12 protein-coding genes are annotated in these 18,969 nt (G+C 68.9%); 11 read left to right on the plus strand and 1 reads right to left on the minus strand.

The features are described 5' to 3' along the window. Nucleotides 1-119: 119 nt before the first annotated feature. Both AB0M45_RS24410 and AB0M45_RS24415 read left to right on the plus strand, forming a co-directional pair. Entirely contained in the window at nt 120-704 is a 585-nt protein-coding gene (locus AB0M45_RS24410; RefSeq protein WP_364333461.1) for a TetR/AcrR family transcriptional regulator, read from the plus strand. After that, entirely contained in the window at nt 701-1,927 is a 1,227-nt protein-coding gene (locus AB0M45_RS24415) for an NADH:flavin oxidoreductase (RefSeq protein ID WP_364333464.1), read from the plus strand. The genes AB0M45_RS24410 and AB0M45_RS24415 overlap by 4 nt, the downstream gene beginning before the upstream one ends. Before the next feature lie 38 nt (nt 1,928-1,965). On the opposite strand, the gene AB0M45_RS24420 is transcribed toward AB0M45_RS24415, so the two are convergent. Then, on the minus strand, nt 1,966-3,369 hold the full coding sequence (locus tag AB0M45_RS24420) for a PLP-dependent aminotransferase family protein (RefSeq protein ID WP_364333467.1): 1,404 nt from the start codon (nt 3,367-3,369) through the stop codon (nt 1,966-1,968). A gap of 82 nt (nt 3,370-3,451) precedes the next feature. On the opposite strand from AB0M45_RS24420, the gene AB0M45_RS24425 reads away from it, so the two are divergent. The 9 genes from AB0M45_RS24425 to AB0M45_RS24465 all read left to right on the plus strand — a co-directional run bounded on the left by AB0M45_RS24425 (nt 3,452) and on the right by AB0M45_RS24465 (nt 18,968). Beyond that, a complete protein-coding gene (locus AB0M45_RS24425; RefSeq protein ID WP_364333469.1) occupies nt 3,452-3,799 on the plus strand; it encodes a cupin domain-containing protein in 348 nt (115 codons plus the stop codon). Nucleotides 3,800-4,551: 752 nt separating this feature from the next. Continuing rightward, complete coding sequence (locus tag AB0M45_RS24430; protein WP_364333471.1) at nt 4,552-4,821, plus strand: acyl carrier protein; 270 nt, start codon at nt 4,552-4,554, stop codon at nt 4,819-4,821. Next, nucleotides 4,818-10,691, plus strand: a complete 5,874-nt coding sequence (locus tag AB0M45_RS24435) for an aminotransferase class III-fold pyridoxal phosphate-dependent enzyme (RefSeq protein ID WP_364333473.1) — start codon at nt 4,818-4,820, stop codon at nt 10,689-10,691. Before AB0M45_RS24430 ends, AB0M45_RS24435 begins: the two co-directional genes overlap by 4 nt. Next, the gene (locus tag AB0M45_RS24440) at nt 10,688-11,545 is read left to right on the plus strand and encodes a hypothetical protein (protein ID WP_364333475.1); all 858 of its coding nucleotides are present in this window, start codon (nt 10,688-10,690) and stop codon (nt 11,543-11,545) included. Before AB0M45_RS24435 ends, AB0M45_RS24440 begins: the two co-directional genes overlap by 4 nt. After that, nucleotides 11,542-11,796, plus strand: a complete 255-nt coding sequence (locus tag AB0M45_RS24445) for an acyl carrier protein (protein WP_364333479.1) — start codon at nt 11,542-11,544, stop codon at nt 11,794-11,796. The genes AB0M45_RS24440 and AB0M45_RS24445 overlap by 4 nt, the downstream gene beginning before the upstream one ends. After that, nucleotides 11,793-13,541, plus strand: coding sequence for a fatty acyl-AMP ligase (locus AB0M45_RS24450; protein WP_364333482.1), 1,749 nt, complete (start codon nt 11,793-11,795; stop codon nt 13,539-13,541). Before AB0M45_RS24445 ends, AB0M45_RS24450 begins: the two co-directional genes overlap by 4 nt. After that, nucleotides 13,538-14,947 carry a cytochrome P450 gene (locus tag AB0M45_RS24455; RefSeq protein WP_364333485.1) on the plus strand — a complete coding sequence of 470 codons (1,410 nt, stop codon included), beginning with the start codon at nt 13,538-13,540 and terminating at the stop codon, nt 14,945-14,947. The genes AB0M45_RS24450 and AB0M45_RS24455 overlap by 4 nt, the downstream gene beginning before the upstream one ends. Continuing rightward, the gene (locus AB0M45_RS24460) at nt 14,944-17,679 is read left to right on the plus strand and encodes a PEP/pyruvate-binding domain-containing protein (protein WP_364333488.1); all 2,736 of its coding nucleotides are present in this window, start codon (nt 14,944-14,946) and stop codon (nt 17,677-17,679) included. Before AB0M45_RS24455 ends, AB0M45_RS24460 begins: the two co-directional genes overlap by 4 nt. Next, entirely contained in the window at nt 17,676-18,968 is a 1,293-nt protein-coding gene (locus tag AB0M45_RS24465; protein WP_364333491.1) for a pyridoxal phosphate-dependent aminotransferase family protein, read from the plus strand. The genes AB0M45_RS24460 and AB0M45_RS24465 overlap by 4 nt, the downstream gene beginning before the upstream one ends. Nucleotide 18,969: the final 1 nt, after the last annotated feature.

Consider the following 18,969-nt stretch of genomic DNA (forward strand, 5'->3'; position numbering starts at 1 on the left):
AGGACGTGGAGATCGCCGGCCACGTCATCAAGACCGGAAGAGACGGTCGTCCCCTGGTCCGTTTCCCACCGTTCAATCAATGATTGAAACGTTGTTTGAACCGTGCTTCACTGGGTGGCATGACCGACCAGGCCACCACCGCGGCGAGCACCCGCGAGCGGCTGCTTGCCGCCGCTGAACGACTGTTGCTGACCGGCCGATACGACGACGTGTCGGTGCGGAGCATCTGCGCCGAGGCCGGGGCGAATCCGGCCGCCGTGCACTACCACTTCGGGTCGAAGGACGCACTGGTCGCGGCGTTGCTCGAGGACCGGTTGGGGCCGCGGTGGGCGAATCGGCTGAAGACCGTGACCGCCGAGCACGTGTCGGTTGCCGAGGTCGTCGATGCCGTCATCGAGCCCTTCGTCGAGTTGGCCGCCGATCCGGTGGGCCGGTTGCATCTGCGTTTGCTGGCCCAGTTCGTCCTGGGGCGGCATGTGACGCAGTGGCGTCAGCCGTGGTTCCGGATGGACTCGTGGGTTGCTCTGCTGCCAGAGGTCGATGAGCAGGAGAGCCGACGGCGCTGGAAGTTGGCCTTCGACTTGATCATCACGCGATTCGGCGGCGCTGGAACCAACGGGCGGGAGATGTCGGATGAGGCGGTGGCATCCTTGCGTGACTTCGTTGTCGCCGGGCTGACCGCAGGCAAAGGAGAGCGGAATTGAACGAGATATTCGCACCGGCGGAATTGGGGCCGGTCACATTGCGCAACAGGGTGATCAAGGCGGCGACATTCGAGGGCCGTACCCCTGACGCACTGGTCACGGAGGATCTGGTCGAGTTCCACCGGGAGACCGCGGCGGGCGGGGTCGGAATGACGACGGTCGCCTACTGCGCCGTCGCTCCGGGTGGACGAACCGACCGGCATCAGATCTGGATGCGCCCGGAGGCGGTGCCGGGATTGCGCGAGTTGACCGACGCCGTCCATGCCGAGGGTGCCGCGGCGAGCGCGCAGATCGGGCATGCCGGCCCGGTCGCCAACGCGAGATCCAACGGCTTTCCCGCGCTCGCTCCCAGCAGGATGATCAGCCCCCTCACGATGCGCTTCATGAAGGTGCCCGACGAGGATGACATCCGCGAGGTCATCGCCGCGCACGCGAACGCGGCGAAGCTGGCCGAGCAAGCGGGCTTCGACGCGGTGGAAATCCATTTCGGGCACAACTACCTGGTGAGCTCCTTTCTGAGCCCGAGGTTGAACCGGCGCAACGACGGGTACGGTGGCTCCACGGTCAATCGCGCCCGGCTGGCGCGCGAAATCGCCTGTGCGGTACGGGAAGCCGTGGATGGCCGGCTCGCGGTGACCGCGAAACTCAACATGGAAGACGGTGTGCCGGGCGGACTGACGGTGCCGGAGTCGCTGCAAGTGGCGGCGTGGTTGGAGGCGGACGGCACCCTCGACGCGCTGGAACTGACCGCTGGAAGCTCACTGCTCAACCCGATGTTGTTGTTCCACGGCCAGGCTCCCCGCAGAGAATTCGCGAATGTCCTTCCCGTACCGGCGCGCTGGGGTTTCCGCCTGGTCGGCCGGGCCTTCCTGAAGGAGTACCCCTATCAGGACGGGTATCTGCTCGAGCGGGCACGCCACTTCCGCCGGGAGCTGTCGATGCCACTGATCCTGTTGGGGGGCATCACGAACCTCGGCACCATGCAGCAGGCTATGACCGAAGGATTCGACTTCGTCGCGATGGGCCGGGCGCTGCTGCGGGAACCGAACCTCCTGCACCGCATCCGATCCGACGCCACCACTCAGTCGGCCTGCGTCCACTGCAACGAATGCATGCCTACGATCTATACCCGCACCCGCTGCGTCTACCGCCCCGATCGAACCGGTGCGCCGATCCCGTTGACGCTGTCCGGCATGGACGGCGGACCGACGAACCAGGAATGACCCTGTCGAGCGCTGAAACACCCCTGGCAAGCCGTCGGTCAGATAGCCAGCGGCGGCGGCGCCGTCGCTGGTTGCGCGGGTGGGCGGTAGTTGTCCCAGGCGGTGGCGAGCCGCGCGACGGCTGCTGTGAGAGTGCTTTCCGAGTGGCGGAAGTGCAGGCGTATGTATTCGCCGCTGCCGTCCCCTACGTCGAGACCGTTGCCCGCGAGCACGGCGACACCGTGGCGGAGTGCGGTCTGGGCGAACGAGTTGCCGTCGCCGTAAGGCAGCCGGACCCACAGTGTCTGGCCACCACGGACAGCCGACACCGTCCAGTCGGGGAGGTGTGCGGCCAGCGCGCCCAGGAGCGTGTCGTGGCATGACTGCCGTTGTGCCGCATGGTTCGCGCAGAGTAGATCCAACTGTGGGACCAGCCGGGCCGCGGCGAGCTGGGCCGGTAGGTTTCCTCCGAGGTCATGCACCGCCCGCAGCCGGGTGAGGCGTTCGATGACCGGGATCGGTGCGCGGATCCAGCCGATGCGCAAACCGCCCCAGATGCTCTTGCTCAACGAGCCGATGGAGATGACATCGTCCGAGTCGGCCGCGAACGGCGGCATCACCTCGTCCGGGAACCCGAGCTCAGCGAGCACCTCGTCGGCGATCAGCGGGACATCCGCGGCAGCGGCCACTTCGGCGATTCTGCGTCGGACCAGCCGGGAAAGGACCGCGCCGGTGGGGTTCTGGAACGTGGGAGTCAGGTAGCCGAAGGCTGGACGGTGCGCTCGGACGGCCGCCTCGAACCCGGTGAACCCGACCGGCAGGGCAGCCAAGACTGCCGCGTGTTCGCGGAATGCCTCGAGCGCACCCGGATAAGTGGGAGTCTCGAGCAGAACCCGATCACCAGGGGCGACGAACGCGCGAGCCAACAGCGACAGCGCTTGCTGACCGCCATTGGTGACGAGAATCCGATCGGCATGCGTCGGCGCCCCCAGCCGGGTATAGCGCTGGGCGATGGCCTCGCGGAGTATCGAACAACCGGCAGGGTGATAGCCGATGTCAGCGGTCATCGATGCCAATTCGGGCAGTATCGCGGCGAAAGCCGCGGTCACTTCCGGGGGTGGTGCGCTGGGCGCGGCACAAGCCACCGAGATCACCGCGGGATCCGGCTCCAGCAGATGCAGGAACATGGGCGCACTGGTGGTCTTCGGCGCCGCCGGCGGCGCACCACCCGCGACGCGAGTTCCGCTGCCTCGGCGCCGCGCGATCCGCCCTTCCCCTTCCAGCAGCCCGTAGGCAGCGACCACCGTACTGCGTCCGACGGCGAGAATCCGCGCGAAAACCCGATCCGGCGGCAACCCGGTTCCCGGCGGGAGCTCTCCCGTGTCGATCAACTGCCGCAGCCGTGCCGCCAGCAGCAGATACAACGGACCGCGCCCCGTCGACCAACGACCGAGACGATGCATTACCTCAATTGGCTCCATCAGCAAACCAATTTTGCCGGATTGGACCTGGGCGCACCAACCCGAGCCGACCACCATGACTCACATGAGCGAAGAAGTGACCACCTCGTCCGGCCGAGCCGTCTCCATCTCCGACACCATCGCCACCTTGCCGGGGCCGTTCCAGCAACGCGAGCTGGCACAGGTCAACGACACCGTCGTGCGCGCCGCCCGGATCGAGGGCGAGTTCCCCTGGCACCACCACGACGAAGACGAACTGTTCCTGTGCTGGGACGGCTCCTTCCGCATCGAGCTAGAAGGCCGCGCACCCGTCACCCTCGCGGCCGGGGACATCTTCGTCGTTCCCAAAGGAGTTCGGCACCGACCCGTCGCGGAGACTCGCGCCCACGTCCTGCTCATCGAACGACCAGAAACCGAGCAGTACGGAAACTGAACCATGCTCGCTTGTGCGTCGATGTAAGACAGGTCGATGCGCGGTTGTGGCCAGTCACAGCAATTCCGCATACTGCGGCCCGGTAATGAAAGCCGTCACACACGCCTGCGCCCCGAGAAGTTAGCTGGTCCTTCGAGTGAACGGACAGGCCCGGTGCGGGCGTAAGGAGGCGGTTATGTGACTTCATATTCTCGAGGGAGTGCGCTAGAGGCGAATTAAAGACGAAAATACCTATTGGTCGGTATTGATCGCTACTTGTCCGCCCGATGAATGGGGCATGAACAGCAAATTCTCCACAAATGGCAACATTTCTGTACCGCACGGTAACAGCTGATTCCTTTGGCGACCCATCCAACCCGCTCTCAAATTGCCTGAGACAGTGCTCGTCCACTCCTGGTGCCGGCTGTATTTTCGTTTGTTTCGGAAACCAAATCGGAAGAAATTAGCCAAATAGTTGCAACCGCTGGAAACAGGCTGCGCCGCACCGCGTTTCGCATTGCAGCTCGCATAGTGCGGGTGTACAGATGTGAGAACGCGTTGCGGTGCGGCTGCACCCTCGCGCGGTATGACGGGACAGCGGATACGGCAGTCCCGTTCGCGGATATCGGAGGGCATGTGATCGCGGACTCTGCGGGTGTCGAACCCTGCGCTGAACTGTGGAGATCCGGTTCGGAACAGTCGAAGGAGCGTCGAGGTACCCATATATCGCGCACGTCGGAAAAAGCATGCGGCGCGGTGGGGGGAGACGCTCGATGAATGTATCCGAGACCGTTGACGAACGGGTGAACGCGTTGTTCTCACGCGGTTTGCACGTGGCCGAAATAGATATGGACACGCCATTGCTGGATTATGGCTTGGATTCCGTTCGGTCGGTGGAGTTGGTGATCGAGCTGGAGCGCGAGTTCGGGATCGCGATCTCCGACGAGGAGGCCGCGACGCTGCATACCACGCGCGATGTGATCGACTGTGTGACGGCGAAGACGACGCGCACCCGAAGTGCAGCGGCCGGAGCGCGAGCGTGACGGTGCATCCCGGGCGGCACGAACAAGCGTCGCCCGCCACATCCGAGCTCTTCACCGATTTCGCCGAGTACAACCGGCCCGGCCTGGCCCAGTTGCTGCGGGCCTGCCACCTGGACATGGTGTATACCGCCGCGGAAGGCGACCACCTCGTCCGCGCCGACGGCACGCGGGTCCTCGACCTGGTCGGCGGGTTCGGCGCCGCGCTGTTCGGGCACAACCATCCAGCGCTGGTGCGAGCGGCGACGGCGCTGCTGAATCAGCAGGTGCCCTTCGTGGCGCAGGGCAGTGTCCGGCCGGGCGCGGCGCGGCTGGCGCGGCGGCTGTCCGAGTCGGTCGGCGCGAGCACCGGCCGGGAGTACGTCGTCACCTTCGGATCCACCGGGGCGGATGCGGTCGAAGCGGCGATCAGGCACGCCGCGGTCGCACACGCGCGCGCCCTGTCCGAATTGGACGCCGAGATACGGCGCACGCTGCGCCGGCTGCGCCGCGACGGCCTGCACGACGTGCGCCCGTCCGCGCCCGCCGGCGACGCCGAGCCGCGGACGGCCGCGGCGGTACTCACCGAGACGCTGGAGCACATCGCGCTGCTGCGCGAACGCGGGCCGGTGTTCGTCTCGCTGGCGGGCGCGTTCCACGGCAAGAGCGCCGGGGCCTTCGCGCTCACCGAACAGGCCGACACGCCAGCCGACTTGGTGGTGCCCGGCCCGGAGCGGCGCAGACTCGATACCTGGATGCCGGACGAGGTCGCCGGCGCATTCGCGGACGAGCTGTGCGCGGTGGGCGTCATCGGCTTCGACGCCGCCGGAACGCCTGTGTGCACCTGGCGGCGTCTGTCGCCCGTCGCCGCGGTGTTCGCCGAGCCCGTACAGGGCGAAGGCGGCGTGCGCGAGGTCCCCGCCGAGACCCTGCTGGCCCTGCGCGAACTGGCGGACCGGCACGCGGCGGCATTGGTCTTCGACGAGATCCAGTGCGGCATGGGGCGCACCGGCACGTTCCTGGCGTCGTCGCCGTCCGGGGTGCGCGCGGACTACTACCTGATGTCGAAATCGCTCGGCGGCGGACTGGTCAAGATCGCCGCGCTGCTGGTCGACCGGCGGCACTCGGTCGCCGACTTCGGGCGCTATCACACCTCCACCTTCGCCGACGACGAGCTGTCCGCGACGGTCGCGGACGCCGCACTGGACCTGTTGCGCGACAACCAGATCCGGATCAGCGACGCGGGGTCGCGGCTCCGGTCGCGACTGGACGCGGTGGCGCGCCGCTGGCCGAAGGAGATCGTGACCGTGCGAGGGCGCGGCCTTCTCCAAGGAGTCCAGGTGCGGCTGCCGGAGCCGGAATCCGCGCTGGTGCGCGAGATCTGCGCGCCCGACCTCTTCGGCTACGTGGTGGCCGGATACCTGTTGCACCGGCACGCGATCCGCATGCTGCCGACGCTGTCGGCGCCGACCACGCTGCGCGTTCAGCCCTCGGCCTTCGTCAGAGACAGCGACCTCGCCCGGCTGGCCGCGGCGCTGGACGACGTCGCCGCGCTGCTGCACCGCGGCCAGTACGCCCGGCTGCTGGCGCACTTGGCCGCACCGGTCACCACCGAAACCATGGCCATGGACCGCGCGCCGCTGCCGCGGCGCGACTACGCCGCACCGGCACGGGACCGGCGCAAACCGATCCGGGTGGCTTTCCTGGCAAATCTGCCCGAAACCGCGGATCTGCGCCGCCTCGCCCCCGAGTTGGCGGAATGGACCGACGCGCAGTTCGCCGCGCTCTTCGAGCGTCTGCGCGCGGTGGCCGATCCCTTCGAACTGACCAGGCAGACGGTCACCTCCCCGACCGGCGCCGAGGTCGAGATGCTGCTGATCGCGGTACCGCTGACGGCCGAGCAGATCGTCGCGCACCAGCGCGCCGGTGAGCGCACCTACGTGCGGGATCTGGTGTGGCTCGCGGTCGAACAGGCGATAGCAGCCGGAGCCCGAGTGATCGGTCTGGGCGGCTATACGTCGATCGTCACCGACGCCGCGCGCGAGGTGGCGGAGGACACCGTCACCGTGACCTCCGGCAATTCGCTCACGGCGGCCTGTGCCTATGCGGTACTGCATGCCGAACTGGCCGCCCTCCCGCCAGGACAGCGGCGGGTCGGCGTCCTCGGAGCGCTCGGCAACATCGGCGCGGTCATGGCCGAACTCCTTGCACCGCTGGCTGATTCACTGGTCCTGGTGGGCAGGCCCGGCGGCGGAACACGGCTGCGCCGGGTGGCCGCCGGTCTGCCCGGCGAGGTCGTCGTGAGCGAGGATCTCGCCGCGCTGCGCGACTGCCGTGTCGTGGTGACCGCGACCAACGCGGCCGCGCCACTGGTCACGACCGAGCATCTCGCCACCGATCACCGCCTGCTGATCTGCGATCTGGCCGTGCCCGGCGATGTGGACCCGGCGGTAGCCGAGCAACCGCACGTCACCCTGGTCGACGGCGGCCGCATGGCGCTGCCGCTCGGCCAGACCCCGCCCTTTCCGGAGACCGGACTGCCCGCCGGGATCGTGTACGCGTGCATGGCCGAGACACTGCTGCTCGGCTTCGAGCCGCGCACCGCGAGCCCGTCCTACGGCGCGCTCACCGCCGCGGGCGTACGCGAAGCGCGGGAACTGGCCGCCCGCCACGACGTTCGCCCCGTTCTGTTGCCGACAGGAGCCACCACCGTGATCACCCCCACCACCGTGTCCGGTCCCGCACCGATGTTCCTCGGTGCGGCCGACTTCACCCCGTCCCGGGCGGGCGCCAAGGCCGCGACCCTGCACGAGTTGCTGTCCGACGGATTCGCCGTCCCACCTGGCTTCGTCATCCCCGCCGACCTGGACTTGGACGCCGTCTCCGACGACGAACTGACCGGGTGGGTGCGCGCGATCGGCGGATTCCCGGTGGCCGCGCGCTCCAGTGGCGTGCTCGAGGATCTCGACGACGCCAGTTTCGCGGGACAGTACGAGTCCTACTTGGACATCACCGACGCGGCCGTGCTTCGCACACACATCGAACAGTGCCGGGCGTCGGTGCGCAATGAACGGGTGCGGGCCTATCTGTCTCGGCGCGGTATGGCCGAGGCGGACGCGACGGTCGCCGTCCTGGTGCAGCGCATGGTCGAAGCGCGATGTGCCGGTGTGGGCTTCAGTATCGATGCCCTTTCGGGCATCGAGGAGCACGCGGTGGTGGAGACCTGCCACGGCGTGGGCGAGCGACTGGTCTCCGGACAGGTCGCGCCCACTCGCTACACCCTGCGGCTGTCCGACGGAGGCGTGGTGTCGCGCGACGCGGGGCACGAGGACGTCCACCTGGACGCCGCCGACACCGCGGCGCTGGCCGCGCTGCTGCTCACCGTGCAGGCGCGCCGGCATCGACCGCAGGACATCGAGTGGGCGATCGACGGCGACGGCGCACTGTGGCTGCTGCAGTCACGCGCGGTCACCGCGATCAGCTGGCGCACCGACATCGACCAGTTCTCCGATGCGGATCTGCGGGACGGCGGCGTCTCGGCACGGGTGTGCACACCGATGATGTTCTCGTTGTACGACAACGCCTTCCAGTACTCGATGCAGCGGTTCTTCGAGGGGCTCGGGCTGGCCGAGCCGGGGAACGAGCCGGACTGGATGGCGATGTACTACGGCCGGGCCTACTGGAACGTGAGCGCGGTGAAGCAGTGCTTCCGGCGCATTCCCGGCTTCGACGAGCAGCATTTCGACGATGATCTCGGCGTTCTCAACGAATATGGCCCGCAGGGACCGATTCGCACTCCGAACACGCCGTTGACGATTGCCCGCGCGCTGCCCGTCGCCCTGGCCGTACAGCGCAGCTACCGAAAGCAGCTCGAGGCGGTAGACGCGTTCGCCGCGAGCTGGCCCACCAAGTACGAGGCCTGGCGCGAACGGGTACGCGCGCTTCCGCACACCGACGAGGCGACCTTCGCTGCCGACCTGGCCGACTGCCTGCTCACCGTGCACGCCGCCACCGAGCGCACCTACTTCACCACCATTTACCACAACTCCAGCCTGCAAACCGATTTCAAACAGCTGCTGGACAAAGTGGACGCGGCCACCGGCGCCACCACCTCGGCCATCGCCCTCATGGGCGGGCTCGCCGAGATCAGCCACATGGCGCTGCAACGCGGCATCGTCGAATTGCACCGAGTGGCACGGGAATCCGGGCTCGACGGCCCGGCATGGGACGAGGCGCTCGCGGCTTTCCTCGACGAGCAAGGCTTCCACGCCGACGCCGAACTCGACCTGACCTGCCCGCGCTGGTCGGAGGACCCGCAGCGCGTGCGAACGATGATCGCGGTGATGCTCGACTACGGCACCGTGCCGGCCGATCCCGCGACCACCCTGGTGGACCAGCGCAAACGCTACGAGTCCGAGCTCGCGGCGGTGCGTGCCCGGGTCCGCGCCCGGCCGACGACGCGGGTGCGGTACGCCAAGGCACTGGACAAGCAGATCGAGCGGATGCGGCGTTATCTGGTCGCCCGCGAGCGGATGCGCGAATTCTCCTCGCAGTGCTACGCCGTGGTCCGCGCATACGTGGTGGAAGCCGGTACGCGGCTGGCCGCCGCAGGCGTGCTCGGCGACGCCGGCGACGCGTTCCAGTTGACCATCCACGAGTTGACCGATCTGGTGGCGGGCCGGGTGGCCGCCTTCGACCTCGCGCCCGAGATCGCCTACCGGCGGGCGATGTACGCCGGCTACCGCGATCTGACGCCGCCGCACGAACTCGGCGGCGGGGTGACCGTCGCGGCGGTGCGCACGGTGGGTGACGGCGACCTGTCCGGCCTGGGGTGCAGTCCGGGCGTGGCCGAGGGCACGGCCCGCGTGATCACCTCGCTCGACCACATCGACCAGCTGCGCGAGGGTGACATCCTCGTCACCCGGTTCACCGATCCGGGCTGGACGCCCGCTCTGGGGTTGGTGGCAGGTGTGGTCACCGAGGTGGGCGGCATGCTGTCGCACGCGGCCGTGATCGGACGCGAGTACGGCATTCCGGCGGTGCTGAACGTGGCGGGGGCGACGACGGCGGTGCGATCGGGTCAGCGCATCCGGATCGACGGCGGCGCGGGTCTGGTGCAGATCCTGGAGGCCGGCGACCCGGCGGACCAACCCGCGCCGACCGAGTCGGTCTCCCACGCGCCGCGACCGGACGCCGTACCAACCACGACCACAACGGATTTCATCGCACCGCCGCGCATCCCGCGCGGCTCGGGAAAGGATACGACACTGACCGCACGCAAACGCCTGATCTGCCTCGCGGGTGGCGACGGTTCGGGCAAGACGACCCAGGTGGCCAGGATCGCCGCCGAGTTCGAGGCGCAGGGGCACAGCGTTGCCGCGGTGACGATCTGGGACGCGTTCCTCGACCCGAAGGTCTCCTCGAAACTTCCCTGGGGCAGTCCGGCCGAGATCTACGGGTACCTCCAGTTACTCACCCCGCTCAGCCGCGCGCACTTCCTGTTCCACGCCATGCAGCTGTCGCTGGACCTGGCCGCCGAACGCGACGCGGACATCGTGCTGGCCAACGCCTACTGGTACAAGTACTACGCCACCGAAGTCGCGCACGGGGGTGATCCTGCCGTGCTGCGCAGTCTGGCGGCTGGTTTCCCGGAACCCGACCGCACCTTCTACCTCGCGGTGCGGCCGCAGGACGCGCTGGCCCGCAAGCGATTGCGCAGTGACTACGAGAGCGGCTACGGCGACGAGGAGTCGTTCCTGGCCTTTCAGCAGCGCAGCCACGAGGCGCTCGACGCGCTGTCGGACGAGCTCGGCTGGGTCCGCCTCGACGGCGCCGCCGCGCCTGTCGAGGTAACCCGCGCCGTGCTCACCCAGCTGCGCGAGGACGACCTGTGAGCGAGCCACACACCCGCAGGGTTGCCCTGGTCGGCATCGACGGCGCGGGCAAGTCCTCGGTGCTGGCCGGGATGCGCGCGCTGGCCGAGCCCGCCGGTGTCGGCCGGTTCGCCTCGATGACCTGCCCCGACTTCCACGACACCAGGGACGTCCCGCTCGCGGATCTGTCCCGGCAGCTCAGGGCGTTCAGCGTCGGCTGCGACGAGATCGGTGACGTGGCGATGAAGGCCACCGCGATGTACCTGCAGATGACCCTGTTCGGCCCGGTCGAGCAGCATTTCCTGCGCACCTGGGCTCCGGATGTGCTGGTCTGCGAACGACATCCGCTGATCGAACTGCTGGTCTACGGCCCGCTGTACGTGGCGCTGGCGGGCACCGACGGACGCTGCCGCGAGCGGGAGGACGAGATCGCCGCGGTGCTGGAACGGCATCGGCCCGGCACCTTCGCCGACATCCTGGCTTGGCAGCACGCCCAGGCGGCGCGGCTGGGCAGTTCGCCGGACCCGTGGCTGCTGCTGTCGGAGATCGCGGAGCTGGTGGAACGCGACATCTCCGGCGCGGTGTCCGGTTTCGCCGAGCGGTTCCGGACCACACTGCCCGATGCGGTGCTGTGGCTGGACGCGCCACCCGAGCAGGCCGCCGCGCGCTGCGTGCAGCGGTCGGCACACGGGCCCGTCGAGGCCCATGAGACGGCCGAGCGGCTGACCGCTCTGCGCACCGGCTACGAGCGGGTGCGCGAAACCCTCGCGACCGCGTTCCCCGAGGTGGGATTCCACCGCATCGACACCGGCGACGGCGTCGACTTCGAGGAATCGGTGCGCGCCTGCGTGACGGAAGGGAAGTTGCTGGGATGAGCACGCGCGGTGATATCGGCGCGGCCGATCTGGAGGCGCGGGTACGCGCGATCGTCGGGGAGGTGCTCTGGGTGCCCGCCGCCGAGCTGGACCCGGCAGCGCCGCTGATCGACTACGGACTCGACTCGCCGACCGCCATCGAACTGACCATTCAGCTGGAACAGGCCTTCGCCGTGACCATTCCGGAGGATGTCGCCGTCCGGCTGACCACGGTCGACACGATCGTGCGATACGTCGAGGACCAGGCATGACCACACCATCCGATGCGCTGCGCCCCGCGCACGAGAGCATCGTGCACGCCCTGCTGGCGGGCGGCGGGCGGGGCGCGGCAGCGGCGTCGACGATCATCCTGGCCGAGCGTGCCGCAGCACCTGACGCCGACGAGATCTCCTGGCGGCACGACGATCTCGCGGACGTGGCGAGCCGGGCGGCGGCCGGGCTGGCCGACGCCGGGGTCCGCCAAGGCGACCGGGTGCTGCTGTGCCTGCCCACTTCGGCGGAGTTCGTCACGGCGTTCTTCGGCGCACTGCTGCTTGGCGCGGTGCCCACCGCGATCGCCACCCCGGGCGGATTCGGGGCAGCGGAGATCTTCCTGGACCGGTTCACCCGGCTGCTGGCCTATCTGGAACCCGCGGCCGTGGTGGCCGCCGGACCGGTGCTGGCCGGTATGCCGCTACCCGGGTCGGTGGCGGCGATCGATGCGACGGTGTTGCACGCACTCGCCAGCGCACCGGAGACGCCCGCGCTCGCGCCCCGCCTGCCCGCTCCGGACGATCTCGCGTTCATCCAGGCCACTTCCGGCTCGACCGGCACACCGAAGGGAGTCCAGGTCACCCACGCGAATCTGGCCGCCAATTGCGAGCAGATCGCCCGCGCCGCCGCGATAGGTTCCGGTGACACCTGGGTGAGCTGGTTGCCGCTGCACCACGACATGGGCCTGATCGGCGGTTTCCTGACGCCACTGTTCCGCGGTGTCGACGCGGTGCTGATCCCGCCGAGCCGCTTCCTGCGTCATCCGGCCGACTGGCTGCGCGCGGTCCACCGGCATCGGGGAACGCTCACCGCGGCCCCGAATTTCGCCTACGGCTATGCCGCGGCGCGGATCGCCGACAGCGAACTCGACGGGGTGGACCTGTCCACGTGGCGGTTCCTGTTCTGCGGAGCGGAACCGATCCATCCGGCGACGGTGCGGCGGTTCGTCGACCGGTTCCGCGCCTGGGGACTTCCGTCCGATGCACTCGTGCCCTGCTACGGGCTGGCCGAGGCGTCGCTCGCGGTGACGGTGTCACGGCCGCGGGCGCCGATCGCATACGACTCGGTCTCGCGCCGAGCGCTCGCCGAAGACGGTGTGGCCGTGGATGTTCCGGCTGTCGATGGCGCCGCACTCGACATCGTCGACTGCGGCGCGCCCGTGACGGGCACCGAGGTCCGGATCCTGGATGAGAACGGTGCGCCGCGCGGCCAGGATCTGGTCGGCCGCGTGCAATTCCGCGGACCGTCCACCACGCCGGGCTACTTCCGGTTGCCCGAGGCCACCGCGGCCACTTGTGTGGACGGCTGGTGGGACACCGGCGATATGGGCTACCTGCGGAATGGACGACTGCGAATCACCGGGCGGCGCAAGGATCTGATCATCATCCGCGGTGCGAACTATCTGCCCACGGACTTCGAGATCGCCGCCGAACAGGTGCCGGGCGTCCGACCCGGCGGCGTGGTCGCGGTGGGAGTAACCGACGCCGAAAGCATGTCGGAGGAACTGCATCTGATCGTCGAATCCGCCCTGGCGCCAGATGAATTCGATGCGCTGGCCCGGGCGATACGCGCCGCGGTGAGCAAACGCACCGGGGTGCTGGCAGCGGGCGTACGAATTGTCGCGCCGCGCAGCATCCCCAAAACCACCAGCGGCAAAGTGCAGCGCGCCGCGGCACGGCACCTGCTCGAGGACGATCCGGACGCACTCGTCGGCGCCGGGCACGGGGGAGACGCGGCGCGATGACACTGCTGACCCGAAACTGCGACCGACGCTTGGACGGTCCTGTCCTGAGACATCCACTCGGCGCCTACCCCGACTATAGGGCCGACCCGCTCACCTTGTTCTACGAGTCCGCGCTCGACTACGGCAGCGTGCGGCTGCGGCTGGCGCACCAGCACGTGCACCTGCTGGTCGAGCCGGAACACATCGAACAGGTGCTGGTTACCCACGCGGCACGATACGAGAAGGGAATCAGCTACCGGAGCCTGAACCATCTGCTCGGCCCCGGCCTGCTGACCAGCGGCGGCGAACTGTGGAAACGCCAGCGCGCCTTGATCAAACCGGCCTTCGCGCGCCGCCACGTGGAGACCGAGATCCCGCTGATGGTCGAGTGCGGACAACGCATGCGTGCCCGCCTGGACGCACGCGCCGCGGCGGGCGCGGCGTTCGACCTGGTGCCCGAGGTGATGGGGTTCGCCGCCGACGTGGTGTGCCGCGCAGTGCTCGGCGCGGACATCGACGGCGTGCTCCCGCAGATCGAAGACGATGTGCGCGAGGGTGTTTCCTGGGTGATGCGGCACATGGCCGCACCGATCCAGGTGCCGCCGCGGGTGCCGACGCCGGGCAATCGGCGGCTGCACGGCGCGCGGCGGCGGTTGCACCAGGTGGTGGACGAGGTGATCCGGCGGCATCGGCACACCGACGGTGACGCCCACTCGCTGCTGGCTCGGCTGCTCGCCGCGCGCGACGACGCCGGGCACGCGATGGACGACGCGCAACTGCGGCACGAGGTGCTGACCTTCCTGCTGGCAGGTCACGAGACCACCGGAGGGGCGCTGGCCTGGACGGTCTACGAGCTGTGCCGCAATCCCGCCGCGCTCGACCGGGTGCGCGCCGAAATCGAATCGCTGCCCGTCGCATTGGACGCTTCCGAGGCCATGCGCGCCGCGCTGCCCGAGTTGGAGTACACCGGTCGCGCTATCGACGAGGCGATGCGCCTGCACCCTCCGGCGTGGGCATTCAGCCGCACCGCGCTCGAGCCGGACAGCTTCGACCGGTTCGACCTGCGTCCCGGCGCGATCGTGGTGATCAGTCCGTTCGTCAATCATCGGCTGCCCAGATTCTGGGACTCGCCGCTGACCTTCGACCCCGGCCGGTTCACCAAAGAGCGGAACCGGGCGCGTCCGCCGTTCCGATACTTCCCCTTCGGCTGGGGCGCACATCTCTGCGTGGGTCAGCAGATGGCGCTGATCGAGATCCGCGTGGGTCTCGCAATGCTGCTGTCCCGCTACGACATCGAACTGGTGAACGGGATGCGGGTGCGCGAGCACCCCGAGATCTCGAACACCCCCGACCCGGTCCTGGTCCGGCTGACCCGGCGCGAGCGCGCCCCCGCGGCAACCCCGGACAGACAGGAGGCCGCCCGATGACCAGTACCACTACCGGCGCGATACTGCGCGCCGAAACCCTCGCCACGGACCCGGAGGCCGACGCGCACGCGGGCGCCAAGGCCGCCAACCTCGCCAGGCTGCACGCCGCCGGGCGTCGAGTACCGCCGTTCGCGGTGTTGAGCACGGACGCGTGCGCGCGGGTGCTTGCCCCAGCGGCAGATTCCATCGCCGACCTGTTGGCCGGTCTCGACCCGGACGACCCCGCGACGCTTCGGGCGGTCTCGACGCGGATTCGTGCGCTCATCGAGGGGCTGACCCTGCCCGCGGACATCGCGGCCGAGCTGGACGCCGTGGTCGCCGAACTGTCCACCGCAGCCACCGCCGACGTGCGCTTCGCCGTCCGCTCGTCGGTCCGCGGCGAGGATTCGGCCACCGATTCCTTCGCCGGGCAGCTCGACACGGTGCTCAACGTCGCCGCGGCGGGCCTGCCTGCCGCGATCGGCGCTGTCCTGGCCTCAGCATGGTCGGAGCGTGCGCTGTTCTACCGGGCGCGCCGTGGTCTCGATGCCATGCCGATCGCCTGCGCCGTCGTGGTGCAGGTGCTGCTCGACAGCGCCGTCTCCGGGGTGGTGTTCAGCTGCAATCCGCAGACCGGCGATCCGTCCGAGGCGGTCGTCGCGGCGGCGCTCGGGTTGGGCGAGGGCGTGGTGGCGGGAACGGTGGACTGCGACACCTACTTCGTCGATCGCGGAACCCGGGCCATCACCTCACGAGTCGTCGTCGACAAGCACAGCCGCGTGACGCCGTCGCATGACGGTGCGGGCACCGCCGTCGAAGACCTCGGCGACCCGGTGCGCACCGCCGCGCTGTCCGACGCGCAGATCCTCGAATTGGCCGAGACGGCAGGCGAACTCGCCGACCGTTTCGGCGTCCCACAGGACGTCGAATTCGCCTACACACCCGACGGGCGGCTGCATCTGTTGCAGGCCAGGCCGGTCACCGTGACCGGTGCGGGGGAAACGATCTTCGACAACGTCAACGTCGCCGAATCGTATCCGGGACTGTCGAGTCCACTCACTTTCTCCGTCCTGCGGGCGGCCTACGAGCAGGTCTTCCGAGCATGCCACCGGGATTTCGGCGCCACCGCGCGGATCGTGGAGCGCAACGCCGCCGATCTGTACCCCTATCTGGTCGGCACGGCGCGCGGCCGGATCTACTACAACATCAGCAACTGGTACCGGCTCTTCCTCGAGATCCCCGGCATGGAGTTCGCCATCGAGGGCTGGGAGGCCGCACTCAACATCGAGAACCGATACCGGCGACCGGACGCGCCCGCCCATGGCGTCGCCCGGGTGCGCGCGACCGCCTTGCGGCTACGGGTATTCGCGGTCATCCTGCTCGGCTGGCTGCGGCTGCCCCGGCGGCTGCGCGCATTCTTCACCGAACTGGCGGCGGCCACCGCCGACATCGATCGCCGCCTGAACCCGGACACGCTCGAGCGCGAGCGCGACGCCCAGGCGTTGCTGGCCTGGACGGAACGCTTCTTCACCGAGCTCGTACCCGCGTATTCGGTGCAGATCTTCAACGACTTCCTCGCCCAGCAGATGTTCCATGTGGTCGGTCTACAGCTGCGGCGGGTGGGCTTGGCCGAGGACGCGGCGCTCACCTTGCGCAACGAGTTGTTCTGCGGTGAGGACGGTGTCGACAGCGTCGACCCGGTGCGGTCGGCGCTCGCGCTCACCGCCCGGGTGCGCACCGATCCGGCGCTGCGCGCACTGTTCGAGGGCCCCGCCACCGCGGGCGAGGTGTGGACGGCGTTGTCGGAGGACCGGTTCGCGGACTTCCGCGCTGCCTGCCTGCGCCACATCGCGGAGTTCGGCGACCGCACCGTGGACGAGCTCAAGCTGGAGACCGATCCGCTGGGCGAACACCCTGAGCGTCTGGTGCCGATGCTGCGCAACTACCTGCGCGGCGGGCAGAACGCCGACGACATGATCGCGCGAGAGCAAGCCATCCGCCGCGCGGCGGAGCAAACGGCAAGCAAATTGTTCGCAGGTAAAGCCGTACAGCGCATAGCCTTCCGGCTCACGCTCCGCTTGGCGCGCGAACACGTGAAGCAGCGGGAGAACATGCGGCTGGGCCGCAGCCGCTCATTCGGCTTGGTGAAGCGGGTGTTCCGCGAGTACGGCAGACGACTACATACGGCAGGCCTGCTGGACGATCCACGTGATGTCTTCTGGCTCACCTACGAAGAGATCGCCGCCCTCACCCGCGGCACCGCGGTGGACACCGACGCCGCCCGTACCGTGGCCATCCGCAAGGCCGACCACGATCGCTGGCGTGCGCAACGACTGCCCTCCCGCATCGTCACCACGGGGATCGCCGCGGCAGGCATCGTCGACCCCACGCTGGAGGAACCCGACGACGGTGCCGTGGCCGGTGCCCGGATTCTGCGCGGAATCGGTTGTGCCCCCGGCCGTGTCGAAGCCCCGGCGCTGGTGCTGCGCACCCCTGACCCGGACGTGGCGATCGATGGACAGGTCCTGGTGGCGGCCACTACCGACCCGGGATGGGTGTTCCTCATGGTCGCCGCGGGCGGGCTGGTGAGCGAGCGAGGCAGCCTGCTGTCGCACACGGCCATCATCGGACGCGAACTCGGCATCCCCACGGTCGTCGGCGTCCCGGGCATCACCCAGCTGGTCGCCAGCGGCGACGTACTGGTGCTGGACGGCCGGGCCGGAACCGTCACGCTCGGACAGGAGCAGCCATGACCGCGCCCGATCTCGCCCATGGCGAGAATTTCAGCCTCGAGCACTATCTCGACCCCGCGGCGCACACCTTCGAACAGCGTTTCGCGGAGTTCCGCCCCTACGCCGACCACGCCCGCGGCAGCGGATTCGTGCTGCGCGAAGTGGCCGGCCCGTCCGGCGCGGTCGTGCCGGTGCGCGATCCGGCGACCGGCGTGACCGACCAGTTGATCATGCTCGGTTCCAACAACTACCTCGGTCTGGGCAATGAACCGCGGATCGCCGAGGCAGCCATCGCGGCGATCCGGGAATACGGTGTGGGACACGGTGGCCCGCCGCTGCTCAACGGCACCACCACGTTGCACCGGCGGCTCGAGGAAAGGCTGGCCGAGCTGAAGGGCAGCGAGGCGGCCATGGTGTTCTCCTCCGGCTACGCCGCCAACGTCGGCTGGGTGACCGGTCTGCTGCGCAAGGGCGACGTGCTGCTCTACGACGAGCAGAGCCACGCGAGCCTCTACGACGGCATCCAGCTCGGCCGGGTGCGTTCGATGGCCTTCGCGCACAACGATCTACGCCACCTGCGCCACCGGCTGATGCAGATCAGGTGGCGCAATCCGGGTGCGAACGTCGTGGTGGCCGTCGAGGGCGTGTACTCGATGGACGGCGATATAGCCCCGCTGCCGGAGATTCGCGCGCTGTGCGACGCATTCGGCGCATGGCTGGCGGTGGACGACGCGCACGGCACCGGTGTGCTCGGCGCACGCGGGCACGGCACCGCCGAGCACTTCGGGCTCGGACCAGGCGCCGTGGAGCTGTCCATGGGCACCTTCTCGAAGGTCTTCGCCGGCACCGGGGGTTTCGTGACCGGCTCCAGGGATCTGGTGGACACGCTGCGCTTCTTCGCTCGTTCCTACATGTTCTCCGCCGCGCTCGCTCCGCCGGTGGTCGCGGCGGTGCTCGCCGGGATCGACTTCCTGGCCGAGCATCCCGAGCGGGTCCGGCAACTGCACGGCAACGTGGCGTATTTCGTACGTGGGTTGCGCGCCATGGGTTTCGCGGTGAATCCGCAGACCGCGATCATCCCGATCCTGGTGCCGCAACGCCTCGCCGTCGCGGACGTGGTCACCGCCCTGCACCGCGAGGGCGTGTTCGTCAACGGGGTCGAATTCCCGGCAGTGCCCCGTGACCAGCAGCGCCTGCGGATCAGCATGATGGCCACCCTCACCACGGACCACCTCGATCGCGCGCTGGACCGGATCGACACCGTCGCCCGCCGCTTCGGCTTCCATCCCGAACAGGAAGGGATCGCCTGAT

It is taken from the genome of Nocardia sp. NPDC051787, assembly GCF_040681325.1.
Taxonomy (GTDB): Bacteria; Actinomycetota; Actinomycetes; order Mycobacteriales; family Mycobacteriaceae; genus Nocardia.